The sequence below is a fragment of the Pseudomonas sp. PDM03 genome (assembly GCF_014852385.1).
Taxonomy (GTDB): Bacteria; Pseudomonadota; Gammaproteobacteria; order Pseudomonadales; family Pseudomonadaceae; genus Aquipseudomonas; species Aquipseudomonas migulae.
Window position 1 is genome coordinate 995647 of record NZ_JACVBM010000001.1, and the last position, 18220, is coordinate 1013866.

The window sequence follows — 18220 nt, forward strand, 5'->3', positions numbered from 1 at the left end:
CTGATTGACATACCCTGAAACACTCGCAAATAATCGCCCCGATGTTGTACGACGACGTATGACAAAAATAAAAACAACAAATACCCAGGGAACGTCACAGTGAGCAAACTCGCCCGCAATTCCTCCAGCCGCACTTCTCGCCCTGTCTTCGCACGCCGGCATACCCTGAGCCTGATCAGTTGCAGCAGCCTGGCCGTACTCGCCATGCCTGTGATCGGCCACGCCGAAGGTTTCGTCGATGACGCCAAGGCCACGCTGAACCTGCGCAACTTCTACATCAACCGCAACTTCACCAACCCGACCTACCCACAAGGCAAGGCTGAAGAGTGGACGCAAAACTTCATCCTCGACGCCAAGTCAGGATTCACGCCAGGCCCGGTCGGTTTTGGTGTGGATGTGCTGGGCCTGTACTCGCAAAAGCTCGATGGCGGCAAAGGTACCGGCGGTACGCAACTGCTGCCGATCCACGATGACGGTCGCCCTGCCGACAACTTCGGCCGGATGGGGGTGGCGCTCAAAGGCAAAATCTCGAAAACCGAATTGAAGGTCGGCGAATGGATGCCGATACTGCCGATCCTGCGTTCGGATGACGGTCGCTCCCTGCCGCAAACCTTCCGCGGTGGCCAGGTGACCTCAACCGAGATCAGCGGCCTGACGCTCTACGGCGGCCAGTTCCGCCAGAACAGCCCGCGCAACGATGCGAGCATGGAAGACATGTCCATGAACGGCAAAGCGGCGTTCACCTCGGACCGTTTCAACTTCGGTGGTGGTGAATACCTGTTCAACGAGAAGCGCACGCAGGTCGGCGTCTGGTACGCAGAACTCAGCGACATTTATCATCAGCAGTACTTCAACCTGAGCCACAGCCAACCCATCGGTGACTGGACCCTCGGCGCCAACCTCGGCTTCTTCAACGGCAAGGAAGATGGCAGTGCCCTCGCCGGTGACCTGGACAACAAAACCACGTTCGCCATGCTGTCTGCCAAATACGGCGGCAACACCTTTTACGTCGGCCTGCAAAAGCTCACCGGCGACAATGCCTGGATGCGCGTCAACGGCACCAGTGGCGGCACCCTGGCCAACGACAGCTACAACTCCAGCTACGACAACGCCAGGGAAAAATCCTGGCAACTGCGTCATGACTACAACTTCGTCGCCCTGGGCATTCCCGGCCTGACGATGATGAACCGCTACATCAGCGGCGATAACGTGCACACCGGCGCTATCACCGACGGCAAGGAATGGGGCCGCGAATCGGAACTGGCCTACACCATACAGAGCGGAGTGCTGAAGAACCTCAACGTCAAATGGCGCAACGCGAGCATTCGCAAAGACTTCAGCAACAACGAGTTCGATGAAAACCGCATTATCATCAACTACCCGATTTCGTTGTTGTAATACGTTTCCCGACTGCTCCAAAACCTGTAGGAGCCGGCTTGCTGGCGATCCAGACGACGCGGTCTTGCTGATACACCGCGGTGCCTGCATCGCCAGCAAGCCGGCTCCTACAGGGGATAGCGTTCTTGCCAGGTAACCCTCCGTCTTTTTTGACCAAAGTTGCGTTGACAAGACCCGGAAACCCTAACGATACTTCGACACAGTCGTACGACAACCTACAACGAACTCAACAACAATAATTTCGCGCCCAGGAACTTCCATGACCACCACTTCCCAAGCCCCTTTCAATCGCCTGCTGCTGACCGGTGCCGCCGGTGGCCTCGGTAAAGTGCTGCGCGAACGCCTGCGGCCTTACGCCAAGGTCATTCGCCTGTCGGACATCGCCGACATCGCCCCCGCCATTGATGACCGCGAAGAAGTCGTGACCTGCGACCTCGCGGACAAGCAAGCCGTGCATCACCTGGTCGAAGGCGTGGACGCGATCCTGCACTTCGGCGGCGTGTCGACAGAGCATTCGTTCGAAGACATCCTCGGCGCCAACATCTGCGGCGTGTTCCACATCTACGAAGCCGCTCGCCGTCATGGCGTCAAGCGGGTGATTTTCGCCAGTTCCAACCACGTCATCGGTTTCTACAAACAGGATGAAGTGATTGACGGCCGATCCCCTCGCCGCCCGGACAGCTACTACGGTTTGTCCAAGTCCTACGGCGAAGACATGGCCAGCTTCTACTTCGATCGCTACGGCATCGAGACCGTCAGCATCCGTATCGGTTCGTCGTTCCCGGAACCGCTAAACCGCCGAATGATGAGCACCTGGCTGAGCTTTGGCGACCTGACCCAACTGATCGAACGCTCCCTGTACGCGCCGAACGTCGGCCACACCGTGGTCTATGGCGCTTCCGACAACAAGAACACTTGGTGGGACAACCACTACGCCACCGCGCTGGGTTACGCACCGCAGGACACCTCTGAAGTGTTCCGTGCAAAAATCGACGCCCAGCCGATGCCGGCCGCTGATGACCCGGCGATGGTTTACCAGGGTGGCGCGTTTGTCGCGTCCGGTCCGTTCGGCGATTGAGTCAGCGCTGTTCACTTGATCCCCACAACAAAAACCCAGGGAATGAGTTGCCATGCAAGCCGAATTGATTGTCGATGCCCGCAACACGGTCGGTGAAAGCCCGGTCTGGGTCCCGGAAGAAAACGCCCTGTACTGGGTCGATATTCCCGCCGGGGGCCTGCAACGCTGGAGCGCCGAAACCGGGCATGTCGAGGCCTGGACGGCGCCGGAGATGCTCGCTTGCATCGCGCGTCACCGCGATGGCAGCTGGGTCGCCGGGATGGAAAGCGGATTCTTCCGCCTCCAGCCGCACAATGACGGCAGCCTCGACAGTGAGTTGCTGGCCCACGTCGATCACCCGCGCACCGACATGCGCCTCAACGATGGTCGCTGCGACCGTCAGGGGCGTTTCTGGGCCGGCAGCATGGTGTTGAACATGGGCGCCAACGCGGCCGACGGTGCGCTGTATCGTTACGCCGACGGTCAGCGCGGGCCGCTCGACGCGCTACTTTCAGGATTCATCGTCCCCAACGGCCTGGGCTTCAGCCCGGACGGGCGCACGATGTACCTGTCTGACTCGCATCCCTCGGCCCAGCAAATCTGGGCCTTCGATTACGACATCCACAGCGGTACGCCGACAAACCGCCGGCTGTTCGTCGACATGAATCACTTCTGCGGTCGCCCCGATGGCGCTGCCGTGGATGCCGAAGGCTGCTATTGGATTTGCGCCAACGATGCCGGGCTGATTCACCGTTTCACCCCCGACGGACGCCTGGACCGCTCCCTCACCGTACCGGTGAAAAAGCCGACCATGTGCGCCTTTGGTGGCAGTCGACTGGACACCCTGTTCGTGACCTCGATCCGCCCCGGCGACGACCATGACGAACAGTCACTGGCGGGCGGTGTGTTCGCCCTTGATCCGGGCGTTAAAGGTTTGCCGGAACCCCTTTTCAGCCACTGATTGAAAACGCGTTACCTGTAGGAGCCGGCTTGCTGGCGATGGCTTACTTGAGACCGCCATCGCCAGCAAGCCGGCTCCTACAAATTATCCCCGTACTCATTCCTATCGCGGGTCACCATGACGCCAACACTGCTCGAACTCGAAGACGAATTCACCCACCTCACCCTCGCCCCCGAAACCGGTGGCAGCATCGTCAACTGGACCGTCAACAGTTCGGGCCAGCCGCTGTTGCGCCACAGTGACGCGCACGCGCTGAACACCGGTCTACCGGGCAAGCTCGGCTGTTTTCCGCTGGTGCCATGGTCCAACCGCATTTCCGACGGTGGTTTCGATCGCCCGGACGGCTGGCTCGCGCTCGAGCCAAACAGCCTCACCGATCCCCTGCCGATTCACGGCAGCGCCTGGCAACAACCGTGGCAGGTGGTTTCGCAGACCCGTGATGAAGTCGTCCTGCAACTCGACAGCATCAGGCCGTTCGCCTATCGCGCCCGGCAGCGTTTTCATTTGAGCCAGGGCAAACTGAGCATCGGGTTGCACGTCACGCATCTGGCCGAGCGCGCCGCGTGGCATGGTTTGGGGCTGCATCCGTACTTGCCGCGTACCGCCGGCACTCGGTTGCAGGCAAAGGCTGAGCAGGTGTGGTGGTGCGACGCCTCGAAACTGCCGACCCGACTCGGTTCGTTGCCTGCCGAGTGGGATTTTCGCCAGCTCAAGGCCCTGCCCGACACGCTGGTCGACAACGGTTTCTGCCAATGGGATGGCCATTGCCTGATCCAGCAACCCGACCTCGGTTATGAACTGGAATGCCAGGCCAGCGGCAGCGATTACTTCCTGCTGTACTGCCCGGTGGACCTGGGTTTTTTCTGCATCGAACCGGTGAGCCATCCCGTCAATGCGCACCACTTGCCCGGTCGGCCGGGACTGGTGTTGCTGGAACAAGGTCAATCCGCCGAGCTGGGTTTCAGCCTGCAATACCGCGCCTATCCCAACAACTGACTCAGCACCGCACGCAACTTGCCGGGTTTCACCGGCTTGTTCAGCAACGGCGCATCCAGTCGCTGCAAGGAGCGTCGGCACTGATCGGTGCGGTCGGCGGTGATGATCACCGCCGGAATCGTCTGGCTGAAATGCTCGCGCAAATGCCGGACCACCTCGCACCCCACCACCCCATGATCGAGGTGGTAATCCGCCAGAATCAGCTCCGGCGCATGCCCCTGCAACGCGGCCAGCGCCGAGGCTTCGTCGGTGGCGGTGACCACTTCGCAGCCCCATTGCCCGAGCAGCGCGCTCATGCTTTGCAGAATGCTGACCTCGTTATCCAGCACCAGCAAACGCCGGCCCGGCAGCGGGTTACCCGTGCCCGGCTGCGGCGCCGCGAGGCTGATGGGTAACGGAACCTCACGGGAAATCGGCACCTCAATGCTGAACATCGAGCCGCGTCCCGGCAGCGAATGCACCTGGACCCGGTAGTCGAGAATCTTGGCGATGCGCTCGACGATCGCCAACCCCAGCCCCACACCTTTGCGGTCGGCGGCGCGGCCGACGTCCAGTTGATTGAATTCAAGGAAGATCGAGTCGAGGCGATCCGCCGGGATCCCGCGCCCGGTGTCCCAGACTTCCAGACGCAACCTGTCACCGCGACGCCGGGCGCCGAGCAGGATGCTGCCCTCGTCGGTATAGCGACAGGCGTTGCTGAGGAAATTGCGCAGGATGCGCGTCATCAGGCGCAGGTCGGTGCGAATGGCGTAATCGCCCATGTGCACGCGCAAGCGCAGCCCGGCCGCGTCGGCCACTGACTGGAATTCCGACACCAGCGGCCCGAGCAATTCATCGAGGCGGTACAACGCGACATCCGGTTTGACCGCCGCTTGATCGAGCCGGGAGATGTCCAGCAAATCGGTGAGCAAATCTTCCGCCCCTTCCAGGGCCTGATGCGTACGTTCGACCAGTACCTGCTCGACGTCCGGGAGTTTGCGTTCACGCAAGGTCGAAATCAGCAAACGCGCGGCGTTGAGCGGTTGCAGCAGGTCATGACTGGCGGCGGCGAGGTATTTGTCCTTGCTGCGATTGGCGGCCTCGGCGGCATCGCGGGCATCGCGCAAGGCTTCGGCGATCTGTTTACGCTGGGTGATCTGTTGCTGCAGGTTGCGGTTGGCTTCAAGCAATTCGTCGGTGCGCGCGGTGACGCGTTGTTCCAGTTCGTCATTGAGCTGTTGCAGCCGTTGCTGGGCCTGTTTGCGCTCGGTGATGTCGGCGACAAAACCCTCCACCAGTTGTTCCTTATCGGGCCTGAGCAACAGGTTCATCAGCACATCGACGCTGCTGCCGTCCTGGCGGCGCAACTGGGTTTCGTAGCCGTGCAGGCTGCCTTGATGCCGAAGGATCTCGCCGATGTTTTCCAGCTCCTGCTCACCGCCGACGAACAGCTGGCTGGCCAGGTCTGCCTTGGAAAACATCACGTCTTGCGGGTCCTGATAGCCGAGCATGCGTGCCAGCGCCGTGTTGGCTGCCCGCATGCCGCCGTCGAGGCTGGCCTGGAAAATCCCGTAGACCGCGTGCTCGAACAACCACTTGTAGCGATTGCGCTCGGTTTCCAGGTCTTCCAGGCGGGCGGCCAGTTCCGGGTAATGGCTCTTGCGCGCCGAATGGCTGCCCAATCCGAGCAAGCCGGCCAGCGCCGCCTGTTGCTCGTCAGAGGGCTTCGCCATAGACGACCTCGACATCACGCTGACTGGATTCACGCGGGTTGGTCAGGATGCACGGGTCGTGCATGGCATGTTGCGACAGGAACGGGATGTCCGCCGTGCTGACGCCGTGCAAGCCAAGGGTTTCGTGGAAGCCGATGGCGTGTTTCAACGCGATCAGATGTTCAACCAGCCGCCCGCAGATCTGCCGGTGATTGAGGCCACGGCAATCGATGCCGAACGTCTCGGCAATCACCTTGAAGCGTTCCGGCGCAGAGCTGTAATTGAAGGCCACCACGTGCTCCACCAACACCGCGTTGCACAGGCCATGGGGCAAATCGAGGAAGCCACCGAGGCTGTGAGACATGGCGTGCACCGCGCCGAGGATCGCATTGGAGAACGCCAGCCCGGCCTGCATGCTGCCGAGCATGATTTTCTCGCGCAGGGCGATGTCCGTCGGGTTGGCGATCATCTGCACCAGGTTGCCGTTGATCAGGCGCATGGCTTCCAGCGCGTGGGGGTCGGTCAACGGCCCGTGGCCCGTGGAGACAAAGGCTTCGATGGCATGCACCAACGCGTCGATGCCGGTACAGGCCGACAGGAACGGGTCCATGCTCAGGGTGGTTTCCGGGTCGATCAGCGACACGTCCGGCACCACCGCTTTACTGACGATGGAGAATTTCATGCGTTCTTGCTGGTTGGAGATGATCACGAATTGCGAGACGTCCGCCGAGGTGCCGGCGGTGGTCGGGATCAGGATCAATGGCGGGCTGGGCACGCTGATGGTGTCCACCCCTTCGAACTCGAGGATGCTGCGCCCGTGAGCGACGACAATGCCGATACCCTTGCCGCAGTCCATCGGGCTGCCGCCACCGACGGCGACGATCACGTCGCAGTGGTTTTCCCGGTACAACTCGGCACCGAGCATGACTTCCTCGACACGCGGGTTGGGCGAAACGTCGCTATACAAAAAGTAATCGATGCCTTGGGCCTGCAGGCTGGCCTCGACATCGGCAACCCAACCGGCGGCAATGACGCCGGGGTCGCTGACCACCAGGACCTTGCGCGCGCCAAAGGTCTTGGCATAGTTGCCGACGTTGTGCCGGCAACCGGCACCGAAGATGATTTCAGGCGAAACGAATTTACGCAGCTGGCTGAGACTCTGGCTCATTGGAAAGCCTGTTTTTATTGTTTTGGAAGGTAAGAACCACACTAACCCATCCGGCTGTGAATGCAATCAGACCAATGGGTAGTCAGATTCCCTGTAGGAGCCGGCTTGCTGGCGATGAGGCCCGCGAGTTATGCGTCGCCAGTGCGGCCGCCATCGCCAGCAAGCCGGCTCCTACAGGGGGTGTGTGCAGGGTGGGTTATCCGCGGTAGATCAAGCGGGAGGCCTTCTCATTGCGCAAGGTCAGGTGCTCCATGCCCTGCCCCGGCGCATCGGCTTCCTCGCGAGCCTTGAGAATCACGCCATGGTGCGGTGACTTGCTGCACACCGGGTCGGCATTGGCGGCATCGCCGGTCAGCATGAACGCCTGGCAGCGGCAGCCACCCAGGTCCTTGTGTTTTTCATCGCAGGAGCGGCACGGCTCCTTCATCCAGTCGTCGCCACGGAAGCGGTTGAAACCGAAGGAGTCGTTCCAGATGTGCTCGATGCTGTGTTCGCGCACATTGGGGAATGTCACCGGCAGTTGCCGGGCGCTATGACAGGGCAACGCCGTGCCGTCCGGGGTGATGTCGAGAAACAGATTGGCCCAGCCGTTCATGCAGGTCTTGGGGCGTTCTTCGTAGTAATCCGGGGTGACGAAGATCAACTTGCACGGATGCCCCTGCGCCTCAAGCCGTTCGCGATATTCATTGGTGATGCGTTCGGCGCGCTGTAATTGCTCGCGGGTCGGCAACAGGCCCACGCGATTGAGCTCGGCCCACCCATAAAACTGACACGTGGCCAGCTCGACAAAATCCGCTTCCAGCTCCAGGCACAAGTCGATGATGCGGTCGATGCGGTCGATGTTGTGCCGATGGGTGACGAAATTCAGCACCATCGGATAACCCTGGGCTTTCACCGCGCGGGCCATGTCGAGCTTCTGCGCGAACGCCTTGCGCGAGCCGGCGAGCATGTTGTTGACCGCTTCGTCGGCCGCCTGGAAGCTGATCTGGATATGGTCGAGCCCGGCGACCTTGAAATCATGGACTTTCTGCTCGGTCAGGCCGATGCCCGAGGTGATCAGGTTGGTGTAGTAACCCATGTCCCGTGCGGCTTTGATCAGCTCCGCCAGGTCCTGGCGCACCAACGGCTCACCGCCGGAAAACCCCAGTTGCGCAGCGCCCATCGCACGCGCCTCGCGGAACACGCGAATCCATTCTTCAGTGCTCAGCTCTGCGCCTTGTTGGGCGAAATCCAGTGGATTGGAGCAATAGGGGCATTGCAACGGGCAGCGATAAGTCAGCTCCGCCAACAACCACAGCGGTGGCCCCGGCGGCGCATCATTCGATCCAGAATTGAGCATGGGCCACCTCCAGAAACGCCAGCACATCCTCGTCGATCCCCGGCACACCGGGAAAACTCGCGGAGAGCAAATCAATGATCGCCGCCACACTGCGTTGACCGTCCAGCAGGTCGAGAATCTGCCCGGCACTGGCGTTGAGTTTGATCATGCCTTCGGGGTACAGCAGCACATGGCAGTCCTGACGAGGTTCCCACTGCAGGCGAAAACCCTGTCTTAAGGACGGTGATTTTTCGCGATTAATCAAACTCACAGGGCGATCCCCCGATGCCAGACGCGTTCGGTGGTCACCGTGTGATACGGCGGGCGTTCCAGCTCGTAGGCCATGCTCATGGCGTCGAGCATGCTCCACAGCACGTCGAGCTTGAACTGGAGGATTTCCAGCATGCGCTGCTGGGCTTCGACGGTGACGTAGTGCGCCAGGGTAATGCGCAAACCGTGCTCGACATCGCGCCGTGCCTGACTCAGGCGTGTGCGGAAATAGTCGTAACCGGCGACGTCGATCCACGGGTAATGCGCTGGCCAGGCGTCCAGCCGAGACTGGTGGATCTGCGGGGCGAACAGCTCGGTCAGCGAGCTGCTGGCCGCTTCCTGCCAGCAGGCGCGCCGGGCGAAATTGACGTAGGCGTCCACGGCGAAACGTACACCGGGCAATACCAGTTCCTGGGACAGAATTTGCTCACGATCCAGGCCCACTGCTTCACCGAGGCGCAGCCAGGCTTCGATACCGCCTTCGCTGCCAGGCACGCCGTCGTGGTCGAGAATCCGTTGCAGCCATTCGCGACGCACGTCGCGGTCCGGGCAGTTGGCGAGGATGGCGGCGTCCTTGAGCGGAATGTTGATCTGGTAGTAGAAGCGGTTGGCGACCCAGCCTTGAATCTGCTCGCGACTGGCACGACCGGCGTACATGGCTTGGTGGAACGGGTGATGGATGTGGTAGTACGCGCCTTTGGCGCGCAGGGCCTGTTCGAATTCAGTGGGGGTCATCGCTGTATCAGTCATTGCAGGTCTCCTGGAGGATTTGCGGTGTCTGGTCTGGCGCCTTCGCGGGCGAGCCTCGCTCCTACAGGCGATGCGCGAACCTTGTAGGAGCGAGCGGTGCGGCGATCCGACTTGCCCGCGAAGGCGTCATCCGCTACAGCACAATGTCCATGCCGTCATAAGCCACCTCGATCACCCGCCGCTCCAGCAACGCCCGCTCAGCCGAGTCTTCGTCGAGGATCGGGTTGGTGTTGTTAATGTGGATCAGCACCTTGCGCTGACGAGTAAAACCCTCCAACACCTCCAGCATCCCGCCTGCCCCACTCTGCGGCAGATGCCCCATCTCGCTGCCCAGGCTCTGGCCGACTTCACAGACGCGCATTTCGTCATCGCGCCACAACGTGCCATCCAGCAACAGGCAATCGGCACGCTGCATCCAGCTCAACACCTCGTCATCGATTTGCCCGAGGCCCGGCGCATAGAACAACGAAGCGCCCGTGCGCCGGTCTTCGATGAACAAGCCAATGGTGTCGCCTGGCTGTGGGTTGCCCCGATTCGGTGAATACGGCGGAGCATTGCTGACCAGCGGAATGGCCCGAAACTGCAACTTTTCGCAGGCCGCGATGCTGAACGGCTGGCGATCGAGTCCGATCAGTTGCCACTGCAAACCGCCGTTCCAGTGCTTGAGCATGGTGAACAATGGAAAGCCGCTGCTCAGGTCTTCATGAACCCGCTCGGTGCACCACACCGAATGCGGGCAGCCTTCGCGCAGGCTCAACAGGCCGGTGCAATGGTCGATCTGGCTGTCCATCAGGACCACGCCGGCAATGGCCGTGTCGCGCAAGCGGCGTGCCGGTTGCAACGGCGCGAAACTCTCGAGTTGCGCGCGAATATCCGGGGAAGCGTTGCACAGCACCCAGTCCACACCGTTGTCGCTCAGGGCAATGGAAGATTGCGTGCGACGTTGCGCGCGCAGGCTGCCATTGCGCATACCGGCGCACTGGCGACAGTTGCAGTTCCACTGCGGAAAACCACCGCCAGCGGCGGAACCGAGAACGCGAATGTGCATGGGCGATGCTCCAGAAGGCAGGCCCGGCCAACGCAGCGGCTGGCCGGGTGGACGATCAGCGGTTGGCGAAATACATCGTCACTTCGAAGCCAATGCGCAGATCGGTAAACGCGGGTTTAGTCCACATGGGTCATTCCTCTTCTTGTGCCGGACGATTCCGGTAAAGCCATTAATGCACGGAGCAGCAGGCGCCCGAATGCTACTTTCGAAGGAGGTTGTGGGGTGCGTTGGTAGGGGGTATGGCGCGGTCGTCAGGCACACAAAAATCCAATGTGGGAGCGAGCCTGCTCGCGATGGCGGCGTTACAGTCAACATCAATGTTGAATGTAATGGCCTCATCGCGAGCAGGCTCGCTCCCACAGGGGGATTGTGGTGATTTTGCGGGGGTTAGAAGAACCCCAGCGGATTGATGTCGTAGCTCACCAGCAGGTTTTTGGTCTGCTGATAATGGTCGAGCATCATCTTGTGGTTCTCACGGCCGACACCGGATTTCTTGTAGCCACCGAACGCGGCGTGCGCCGGGTACAGGTGGTAGCAGTTGGTCCAGACGCGCCCGGCCTTGATCGCCCGGCCCATGCGGTACGCGCGGTTGATGTCGCGGGTCCACAGGCCGGCACCGAGGCCGAACTCGCTGTCGTTGGCAATCGCCAGGGCTTCGGCTTCGTCCTTGAACGTGGTGATGCCCACCACCGGACCGAAGATTTCTTCCTGGAACACGCGCATCTTGTTGTGGCCCTTGAGCAAGGTCGGCTGAATGTAATAGCCGCTCGACAAGTCGCCTTCAAGACGTTCCGCCGCACCACCGGTGAGCAGCTCGGCGCCCTCCTCCTGGGCAATTTTCAGGTACGAGAGAATCTTGTCGTATTGCTGCTCGGACGCCTGGGCGCCGACCATGGTGTCGGTGTCCAGCGGGTTGCCGCGTTTGATCTTGACGATCTTCTTCATCACCTCGGCCATGAACGGTTCGTAGATCGACTCTTGCACCAGCGCACGCGACGGGCAGGTGCAGACTTCGCCCTGGTTGAAGAAGGCGAGCACCAGGCCTTCAGCGGCTTTCTCGATGAACTGTGGCTCGGCGTTCATGATGTCTTCGAAGAAGATGTTCGGCGACTTGCCGCCCAGTTCGACGGTGCTCGGAATAATGTTCTCGGCGGCGCAATGCATGATGTGCGCGCCCACCGGAGTGGAGCCGGTGAAGGCGATCTTGGCGATGCGTTTGCTGGTGGCCAGTGCCTCACCGGCTTCGCGACCGAAACCTTGCACGATGTTGAGCACACCGGCCGGCAGCAAGTCGGCGATCAGTTCGGCGAAGACCATGATCGACAACGGAGTCTGCTCGGCAGGCTTGAGCACGATGCAGTTGCCGGCCGCCAGGGCCGGGGCGAGTTTCCACGCGGCCATCAGCAGCGGGAAGTTCCACGGGATGATCTGCCCGACCACGCCCAATGGCTCGTGAAAATGATAGGCGGTGGTCAGCTCATTGATTTCGGCGGCGCCACCTTCCTGTGCACGGATGCAACCGGCGAAGTAACGGAAGTGGTCGGCGGCCAGCGGCACGTCGGCATTGAGGGTTTCGCGCACAGCTTTGCCGTTGTCCCAGGTTTCGGTGACGGCAAGGATTTCGAGGTTTTGTTCGATGCGATCGGCGATTTTCAACAGCACCAGCGAGCGGTCCTGCGCCGAGGTTTTGCCCCAGGCATCGGCAGCGGCGTGGGCGGCGTCGAGCGCCCTTTCGATGTCGGCGGCGCTGGAGCGCGGGAACTCGGCGATCACTTCACCGGTTACCGGCGAGGTGTTGGTGAAGTACTCGCCATTGACCGGTGCGACGAACTCGCCGCCGATGAAGTTGCCGTAGCGCGGTTTGAAGGAAACGACGGCGCCGGGTGTTCCGGGTTGTGCGTAGATCATGATGGGCCTCTGTCTGGGTCGATGCCTGTCGGGCAAACAGGCGATGAACCGATAGTAGAGAGCCCCGCGTGCCAGACGAATGCGCCGTTGGCAGGGGGGGCTCTCGTTATTTGGTAGTAGGTTTCACGCATTCCCCTGTAGGAGTGAGACCGGCTTGCCGGCGATGGCGGTCTGACAGTTGACGCCATTGTTGAATGTACTGGCCCCATCGCCGGCAAGCCGGTCTCGCTCCCACAGGTTTTACGGTTGGAGTTAGTGCTTGGCCACCAGGTCTTTCGGCAACTTGAAGGTCCAGAGCATGCCGCCCTGGTTGAAGTCCTTCACGCGCTTGGCCACTTCACCGCCCCACAGCGGAACTGCGCCGCCCCAACCGGACAGCACCGAAACGTACTGCTCGCCGTCCATTTCCCAGGTCACGGGCGAGCCGAGTACGCCGGAGCCAGTCTGGAATTCCCAGACTTTCTCACCAGTCTTGGCATTGAATGCCTGGAGGAAACCTTCCGGCGTGCCGGTGAACACCAGGTTGCCTTTAGTGGTCAGCACCCCGCCCCACAGCGGCGCGAAGTTCTTGTGACGCCAGACTTCCTTGCCGGTTTTCGGGTCGATGGCGCGCAGCACGCCGATGTAGTCTTCGTTCAAGGGCTTGATGGTAAAACCGGCACCGAGGAACGCTGCGCCTTTCTTGTAGGCGATGCCTTCGTTCCAGATGTCCATGCCCCACTCGTTGGACGGTACGTAGAACAGCCCGGTGTCCTTGTTGTAGGCCATCGGCATCCAGTTTTTTGCGCCTAGGAACGCCGGGGCGACGAACACCGAACTGCCCTTGGCTTCGGTGCCCGGTGCGCCCGGACGGCTGGCTTCGTTGTAGATCGGCCGGCCTTGTTTATCGAGGCCAGTGGCCCAGGTGATCTTGTCGACGAAGGGGAAGCCGCGAATGAATTTGCCGTTGGTGCGGTCCAGCACATAGAAGAAGCCGTTACGGTCTGCGGTCGCGGCGGCTTTGATTTCTTTGCCGCCTTCGCTGTAGTTGAACGACACCAGTTCGTTCACGCCGTCATAGTCCCAACCGTCGTGGGGCGTGCTCTGGAAGTGCCACTTGATGGTGCCGTCGTCCGGGTTCAGCGCCAGGCGTGACGACGAGTAAAGGTTGTCGCCAGGACGCAGGTGCGAGTTCCACGGTGCCGGGTTGCCGGTGCCGAACAGCAGCAGATTGGTTTCCGGGTCGTAGTAGCCGCCGAGCCAAGGTGCGGCGCCGCCGGTTTTCCACAGATCGCCGGGCCAGGTCTTGCCTGCTTCGCCACCGGAGATACCGTTCTCTACCGCTTTGCCGTCCTTGTAGACATAGCCCATGTGGCCCTCGACGGTGGGTCGGGTCCACAACAGATCACCGTTTTTCGGGTCGTAGGCTTCGATCTTGCCCACCACGCCGAACTCGCCACCGGCCACGCCGGTAATCAGTTTGCCGTTGATCACCAGCGGCGCGGCGCTGATCGAATAGCCTTCCTTGTGGTCGGCGACCTTCTTGCTCCACACCACTTTGCCGGTGTCTTTGTTCAGGGCCACGAGCTTGGCGTCGAGGGTGCCGAAAATCACCAGGTCGCCATACAGCGCCACGCCCCGGTTGATCACGTCACAGCACGGACGGATGTCATCGGGCAGACGCGCATCGTATTGCCAGAGTTTCTTGCCGGTGCGTGCATCCACCGCAAACACTCGCGAGTAGGAGCCGGTCATGTACATCACGCCGTCCTTGATCATCGGTTGCGCTTGCTGACCGCGTTGTTTTTCGCCGCCGAAGGAGAAGGCCCAGACCGGCCGCAAGTCCTTCACGTTGTTGACGTTGAGGGTGTCGAGCGGGCTGTAGCGCTGACCCTGGACGCCCAGACCGTTGGTGACGACCTGCTCCGGGTTCTTGGGGTCCTGGAGAATGTCCTGGTCGGTGACGGCGGCCAATGCGGTGCCGGACAACAGCATGGCACTGAGCAACAGGCTCAAGACGAAGGGTTGGCGACGTGCGGGTTGGGTCATGACGGCTGCCTCTGCGGTTATTGTTATACCCGGGAAATTTTCCCGGTCTGGTGCAGATTCTTGGGCGCCGCCGCCCTTGCAACAATTGCCCGCAGTGCTGAGATTGCTAGTTCCTTAGTACAGGGTCGGACATAGAATTTTTGAACGCCCCAACCCTGTAGGAGCCAGCTTGCTGGCGATGGCGCCAATGAAATCGCCATCGCCAGCAAGCTGGCTCCTACAGGGTTTGCGAACACACCCGAGATCCGTAGGAGCCGGCTTGCTGGCGATCCAGGCAACGCGGTGTATCAAACAGACCGAGGCGTCCCGATCGCCAGCAAGCCGGCTCCTACAGGGTTTGCGTTACCCCCGATCCCGAACACACCCAAGATCCGTAGGAGCCGGCTTGCTGGCGATCCAGGCAACGCGGTGTATCAGACAGACCGAGGCGTCCCGATCGCCAGCAAGCCGGCTCCTACAGGTTTGAGTCAACGCGTTTCATTTGTGTGCGTTCGTAGCGCGGATAGAGATGGCTGACGCTACGGATCAGTTCATAGCGACTCAGGCTGATGCCGGCGAAACGTTCGGGAATGGAGCTGCGGATCATCTCGCTCATGTCGCTGCCGCTGGCGGCGCCCTCACGCATCAACTGATCTAGCCACGTCAGGTAATCGCGCATTTGTTCGAACGGTTTTGCATCCGTGGCCACCGGGCCGTGACCGGGGACGATGAGCGTCCATGGCAGCCCCTGAAGCGTGGCAATGTCCGCCAGCCACACCGACAACCCCGGACTGTTGGGCGTGGTCAGCGCCCGCTGGTAAAACACCAGATCCCCGGCAAACAGCACGCCGGTTTGCTGGTCGAGAATAGCCAGATCCGCGCCGGTATGCCCACCCAGGCTCAGCAGGCGCAGATCATGATTCCCAAAATTTCGCACGCCGGGCGTCAGCGTCTCGGTCGGCAACACCACTTCGGTGCCCCGCATCCAGTCGCCCACCAGCCGATACATGTTCTCGGCCATGGCGTCGCCCTGCTGCTTCAACAACTCGCAAGTGCCCGCGAGCGCGCCGATCGGCACATCGCTGAAGGCCTGATTGCCCAACACATGATCGGGATGATGATGGGTCAGCAGCACCTGGATCACCGGTTTGTCGGTGGTCGCGGCAATGGCTTTGCGCATCGCTTCGCCGTATCGCCTGGACGGCCCGGTGTCGATCACCACCACCCCGCGTTCGGTGACGATGAACGCGGTGTTGACGATGTTGCCGCCGTTGGTCTTGGCAAAATTGTCGGTACTGCCTTCCAGCAGCCAGGTGTCGGCGGCGATCTGCCGGGGCTTGAGTGAATAGTCGAGTTCGGCCAATGCCGGAAGGCTCAGGCTGATGAACAACAGCAGCATCCAGCGCATCGCGCGCTCCTTTGAGTCAGGGTATGGCCGCATCAAATTCGTTGCCGCTGTTGTCACGCAGCAACAGGCGCGTCTGCCCTGCCCCTTCGATGTCGAAGGCCAGGTTGGGGTTTTCGCTGACGGCGGGAAACAATTCGAGGCGGGCCAGCACTTGATCGTTCTGATCCCGCAGCTCGGCATGGTTGATGAAGAATTCCGGGATACCGCCGACCATGCCGTTATCCATCGGGTGAGCCACCTGCAAACGCAAGCGGCTGAATTCGCCACGGGGATAACGTCCGCCAAGCACTTCGCCGATGTGCTCTTCCCAGCCCGGCTGGGTGCGCACCACGCTCGGCGCTGTGCATCCGCCGCCCGCCGCATCGATCAGGGTCGAGCCGACATGCCACACACCGTCGCGAGTCAGGACGGCCGCGCGCAGCGGCGTGGCTTGTTCGACACGAATGCGGATCGACAGCCAGGGCAACACCCGATCCAGCGGCTGGAAATCGACAATCTTCGGCAAAGGATTGAGCTCGGCCCAGGCGAGGATTTTCACCACCTCGCCCTTGAACGCTCGGGCGTCGATTTCCAGCGGCACTTGCCGGGCGTCTTCGGCGAACGGCGGCGCCAGCAGCTTGACCCGCTCATCAAACACGAACGGCGCGTCGCCGAGCATCTGCTTGTGATAGAAGGCCCACATCACCGACGGCACCGGGTCTTGACCCGGCGCGATGTCTGCCGCGTGCGCGGCCAAGGGTAGCCAACAGGCCAACAGACAACACGCGCGCCAGTTCACTGTTGATACATCTCCGGGACGTCATAGCGCAGGCCATAACGGGCATAAATGGCTTTCACCGAACCCTCGCGGATCAAGGTTTCCAGCGCCTCTTCCACGGCATAGGCCAGTTGCCGGTTGCTCTCGTGCACGGCCATGCCGATTTCCCAGAGTTGCTTGCCCATGTTCGGGTAGGCGTTTTCCGCCAGCGCCACTTGCGGGTCGGCGGCTTCATGAACCTGCCAGTCGATCTCGCCGCGCATGGCCATGACCGCGTCGACTTCGCCCGCCTTCATCGCCGCGAATGCCTGGGGCACGCCGGGATAGTGATGGGTTTTGCCGGCGAGCATGCCGTTGAACACCGAGGTCAGGTAGAACGACGGCACACTGTCGACCTCGACGCCGATCGGGTGGTGCTCGAACACGGCGACGCTGGCCACCGATTCCAGTCGACGACGGTCATAGGCGACTTGCCATTGTTCGTTCTGATACGGACCGAACATCACCACATGGCTGTTTTCCAGTTCGCCCAGTTCGTTGCGCTTGCGTGCGTAATCCTGGTCATAGGGCACGCGCATCATCAGGTCGGCCAGTTGCAGATCGTGCAACGGACTGGCGCGCCAGATGTAGTCGCGCAGGTCGTCGTCGAGCTTCTCGCCGGCGGGCGCCCAGATCAGCGTCAGGCGCACGCCGAGCGCTTTGGCCAGCGCCTCGGCGAGGTCGACATCGACGCCACGGGGTTGGCCGGCGTTGTCGAAACTGTAGGGGGCGAAGTCTTTGTAGACCGCCACTTTCAGCTCCCCGGCAGCGATCATTTCGTCATAGCTGCGGACCTGCGCCTGCACCGTCTGGCAGCACAGCAACACAGCGCTGATCAACACCGCGAGCAGGCGCATGCATTACTCCTCGACGCGGACGCTGTCCAGGTAAGTGCGCACCGCCCACAGGGCTTCCTGGCTCAGGTAGTCCGCCATTTTCGGCATGTACACCCGGCCGTCACGCACCGCGCCATGGCGCACCCGTTCGACGAACCATTCATCACCGGCCTCGCCGACATCGAGCATGCGCAAATCAGGCGCGATGCCGCCGGATTTGGCTTCCAGGCCATGACAGGCCGCGCAGTTCTGGTTGTAGGCCGATGAACCGATCTCGACGGCCTTATCGTGTTCCGGGGAAGTGCGGTAAGGGTTCACCGCCGCCCATCCATCGCCATCGAGTTGCACGCCGGCGTCCTTGATCGGGGTCAGTCCCTGGGTTTCGACGGCTTGTGGCACGACATTGCCGTGAGCCCAGACCGAACCTGCACTGATGAAGCCGGCCAGCAGGCCGGCAACGAGCAAGACGTTGCGTTTTGTTGTCATTGTTATGCCCTCAGGATTGCACGCAAAACCTCTTTACAGAGGCTATGGCAGCCATCTTAGGAAGCGCTTCGCGCAAGCCCCATGCTGCTTTGGTGGCCGCCACCCAGTACCTTGGTAGTAGG

Annotated in this window: 17 protein-coding genes; 4 read left to right on the forward strand and 13 right to left on the reverse strand. The window is 61.4% G+C overall.

Annotation, left to right across the window (positions count from 1 at the left end; genetic code table 11):
- The first annotated feature begins 99 nt into the window (after window positions 1-99).
- The 4 genes from IB254_RS04465 to IB254_RS04480 all read left to right on the forward strand — a co-directional run bounded on the left by IB254_RS04465 (window position 100) and on the right by IB254_RS04480 (window position 4412).
- Window positions 100-1398 (forward strand): OprD family porin, encoded by a 1299-nt coding sequence (locus tag IB254_RS04465; RefSeq protein ID WP_192416548.1) that lies wholly within the window; start codon window positions 100-102, stop codon window positions 1396-1398.
- 259 nt (window positions 1399-1657) lie between these two features.
- Window positions 1658-2476, forward strand: coding sequence for an NAD-dependent epimerase/dehydratase family protein (locus IB254_RS04470; protein ID WP_192416549.1), 819 nt, complete (start codon window positions 1658-1660; stop codon window positions 2474-2476).
- 52 nt (window positions 2477-2528) lie between these two features.
- On the forward strand, window positions 2529-3416 hold the full coding sequence (locus tag IB254_RS04475; protein WP_192416550.1) for an SMP-30/gluconolactonase/LRE family protein: 888 nt from the start codon (window positions 2529-2531) through the stop codon (window positions 3414-3416).
- A gap of 117 nt (window positions 3417-3533) precedes the next feature.
- A complete protein-coding gene (locus tag IB254_RS04480) occupies window positions 3534-4412 on the forward strand; it encodes an aldose 1-epimerase (protein WP_192416551.1) in 879 nt (292 codons plus the stop codon).
- Here IB254_RS04480 and IB254_RS04485 read toward each other — a convergent pair.
- From IB254_RS04485 to pedF, 13 genes are all read right to left on the reverse strand, one after another.
- Window positions 4397-6124 (reverse strand): NahK/ErcS family hybrid sensor histidine kinase/response regulator, encoded by a 1728-nt coding sequence (locus IB254_RS04485; RefSeq protein WP_008036767.1) that lies wholly within the window; start codon window positions 6122-6124, stop codon window positions 4397-4399. The two genes, IB254_RS04480 and IB254_RS04485, sit on opposite strands and share 16 nt — an antisense overlap.
- Entirely contained in the window at window positions 6108-7271 is a 1164-nt protein-coding gene (ercA, locus tag IB254_RS04490; protein ID WP_008024858.1) for an alcohol dehydrogenase-like regulatory protein ErcA, read from the reverse strand. The genes IB254_RS04485 and ercA overlap by 17 nt, the downstream gene beginning before the upstream one ends.
- Window positions 7272-7467: 196 nt before the next feature.
- Entirely contained in the window at window positions 7468-8610 is a 1143-nt protein-coding gene (gene pqqE, locus IB254_RS04495; protein WP_192416552.1) for a pyrroloquinoline quinone biosynthesis protein PqqE, read from the reverse strand.
- Window positions 8588-8860, reverse strand: a complete 273-nt coding sequence (gene pqqD, locus IB254_RS04500; protein WP_008036762.1) for a pyrroloquinoline quinone biosynthesis peptide chaperone PqqD — start codon at window positions 8858-8860, stop codon at window positions 8588-8590. Before pqqD ends, pqqE begins: the two co-directional genes overlap by 23 nt.
- Window positions 8857-9609 carry a pyrroloquinoline-quinone synthase PqqC gene (gene pqqC, locus IB254_RS04505; protein WP_192416553.1) on the reverse strand — a complete coding sequence of 251 codons (753 nt, stop codon included), beginning with the start codon at window positions 9607-9609 and terminating at the stop codon, window positions 8857-8859. Before pqqC ends, pqqD begins: the two co-directional genes overlap by 4 nt.
- A gap of 133 nt (window positions 9610-9742) precedes the next feature.
- On the reverse strand, window positions 9743-10657 hold the full coding sequence (gene pqqB / locus IB254_RS04510) for a pyrroloquinoline quinone biosynthesis protein PqqB (RefSeq protein ID WP_192416554.1): 915 nt from the start codon (window positions 10655-10657) through the stop codon (window positions 9743-9745).
- Between the two features lie 55 nt (window positions 10658-10712).
- Complete coding sequence (gene pqqA, locus IB254_RS04515; RefSeq protein WP_003253598.1) at window positions 10713-10784, reverse strand: pyrroloquinoline quinone precursor peptide PqqA; 72 nt, start codon at window positions 10782-10784, stop codon at window positions 10713-10715.
- Between the two features lie 260 nt (window positions 10785-11044).
- Window positions 11045-12565 carry an aldehyde dehydrogenase family protein gene (locus IB254_RS04520; RefSeq protein WP_008024867.1) on the reverse strand — a complete coding sequence of 507 codons (1521 nt, stop codon included), beginning with the start codon at window positions 12563-12565 and terminating at the stop codon, window positions 11045-11047.
- Window positions 12566-12817: 252 nt separating this feature from the next.
- Window positions 12818-14593 carry a PQQ-dependent methanol/ethanol family dehydrogenase gene (locus tag IB254_RS04525; protein WP_008024869.1) on the reverse strand — a complete coding sequence of 592 codons (1776 nt, stop codon included), beginning with the start codon at window positions 14591-14593 and terminating at the stop codon, window positions 12818-12820.
- A gap of 454 nt (window positions 14594-15047) precedes the next feature.
- Window positions 15048-15980: a quinoprotein relay system zinc metallohydrolase 1 gene (locus IB254_RS04530; RefSeq protein ID WP_192416555.1), complete on the reverse strand. Its 933-nt coding sequence runs from the start codon at window positions 15978-15980 to the stop codon at window positions 15048-15050.
- 16 nt (window positions 15981-15996) lie between these two features.
- Window positions 15997-16758: a quinoprotein dehydrogenase-associated SoxYZ-like carrier gene (locus tag IB254_RS04535; protein WP_192416556.1), complete on the reverse strand. Its 762-nt coding sequence runs from the start codon at window positions 16756-16758 to the stop codon at window positions 15997-15999.
- Complete coding sequence (locus tag IB254_RS04540) at window positions 16755-17633, reverse strand: substrate-binding periplasmic protein (protein WP_192416557.1); 879 nt, start codon at window positions 17631-17633, stop codon at window positions 16755-16757. Before IB254_RS04540 ends, IB254_RS04535 begins: the two co-directional genes overlap by 4 nt.
- Window positions 17634-17636: 3 nt before the next feature.
- Entirely contained in the window at window positions 17637-18098 is a 462-nt protein-coding gene (pedF, locus tag IB254_RS04545; protein ID WP_192227441.1) for a cytochrome c-550 PedF, read from the reverse strand.
- Window positions 18099-18220 lie beyond the last annotated feature (122 nt).

Bases quoted from the DNA above. Each gene is read 5' to 3' on its own strand.
- IB254_RS04470 (WP_192416549.1), top strand. From the start codon at position 1,658: ATGACCACCACTTCCCAAGCCCCTTTCAATCGCCTGCTGCTGACCGGT.
- IB254_RS04475 (WP_192416550.1), top strand. From the start codon at position 2,529: ATGCAAGCCGAATTGATTGTCGATGCCCGCAACACGGTCGGTGAAAGC.
- IB254_RS04480 (WP_192416551.1), top strand. From the start codon at position 3,534: ATGACGCCAACACTGCTCGAACTCGAAGACGAATTCACCCACCTCACC.
- IB254_RS04485 (WP_008036767.1), bottom strand. From the start codon at position 6,124: ATGGCGAAGCCCTCTGACGAGCAACAGGCGGCGCTGGCCGGCTTGCTC.
- ercA (WP_008024858.1), bottom strand. From the start codon at position 7,271: ATGAGCCAGAGTCTCAGCCAGCTGCGTAAATTCGTTTCGCCTGAAATC.
- pqqE (WP_192416552.1), bottom strand. From the start codon at position 8,610: ATGCTCAATTCTGGATCGAATGATGCGCCGCCGGGGCCACCGCTGTGG.
- pqqC (WP_192416553.1), bottom strand. From the start codon at position 9,609: ATGACTGATACAGCGATGACCCCCACTGAATTCGAACAGGCCCTGCGC.
- pqqB (WP_192416554.1), bottom strand. From the start codon at position 10,657: ATGCACATTCGCGTTCTCGGTTCCGCCGCTGGCGGTGGTTTTCCGCAG.
- IB254_RS04520 (WP_008024867.1), bottom strand. From the start codon at position 12,565: ATGATCTACGCACAACCCGGAACACCCGGCGCCGTCGTTTCCTTCAAA.
- IB254_RS04525 (WP_008024869.1), bottom strand. From the start codon at position 14,593: ATGACCCAACCCGCACGTCGCCAACCCTTCGTCTTGAGCCTGTTGCTC.
- IB254_RS04530 (WP_192416555.1), bottom strand. From the start codon at position 15,980: ATGCGCTGGATGCTGCTGTTGTTCATCAGCCTGAGCCTTCCGGCATTG.
- IB254_RS04540 (WP_192416557.1), bottom strand. From the start codon at position 17,633: ATGCGCCTGCTCGCGGTGTTGATCAGCGCTGTGTTGCTGTGCTGCCAG.
- pedF (WP_192227441.1), bottom strand. From the start codon at position 18,098: ATGACAACAAAACGCAACGTCTTGCTCGTTGCCGGCCTGCTGGCCGGC.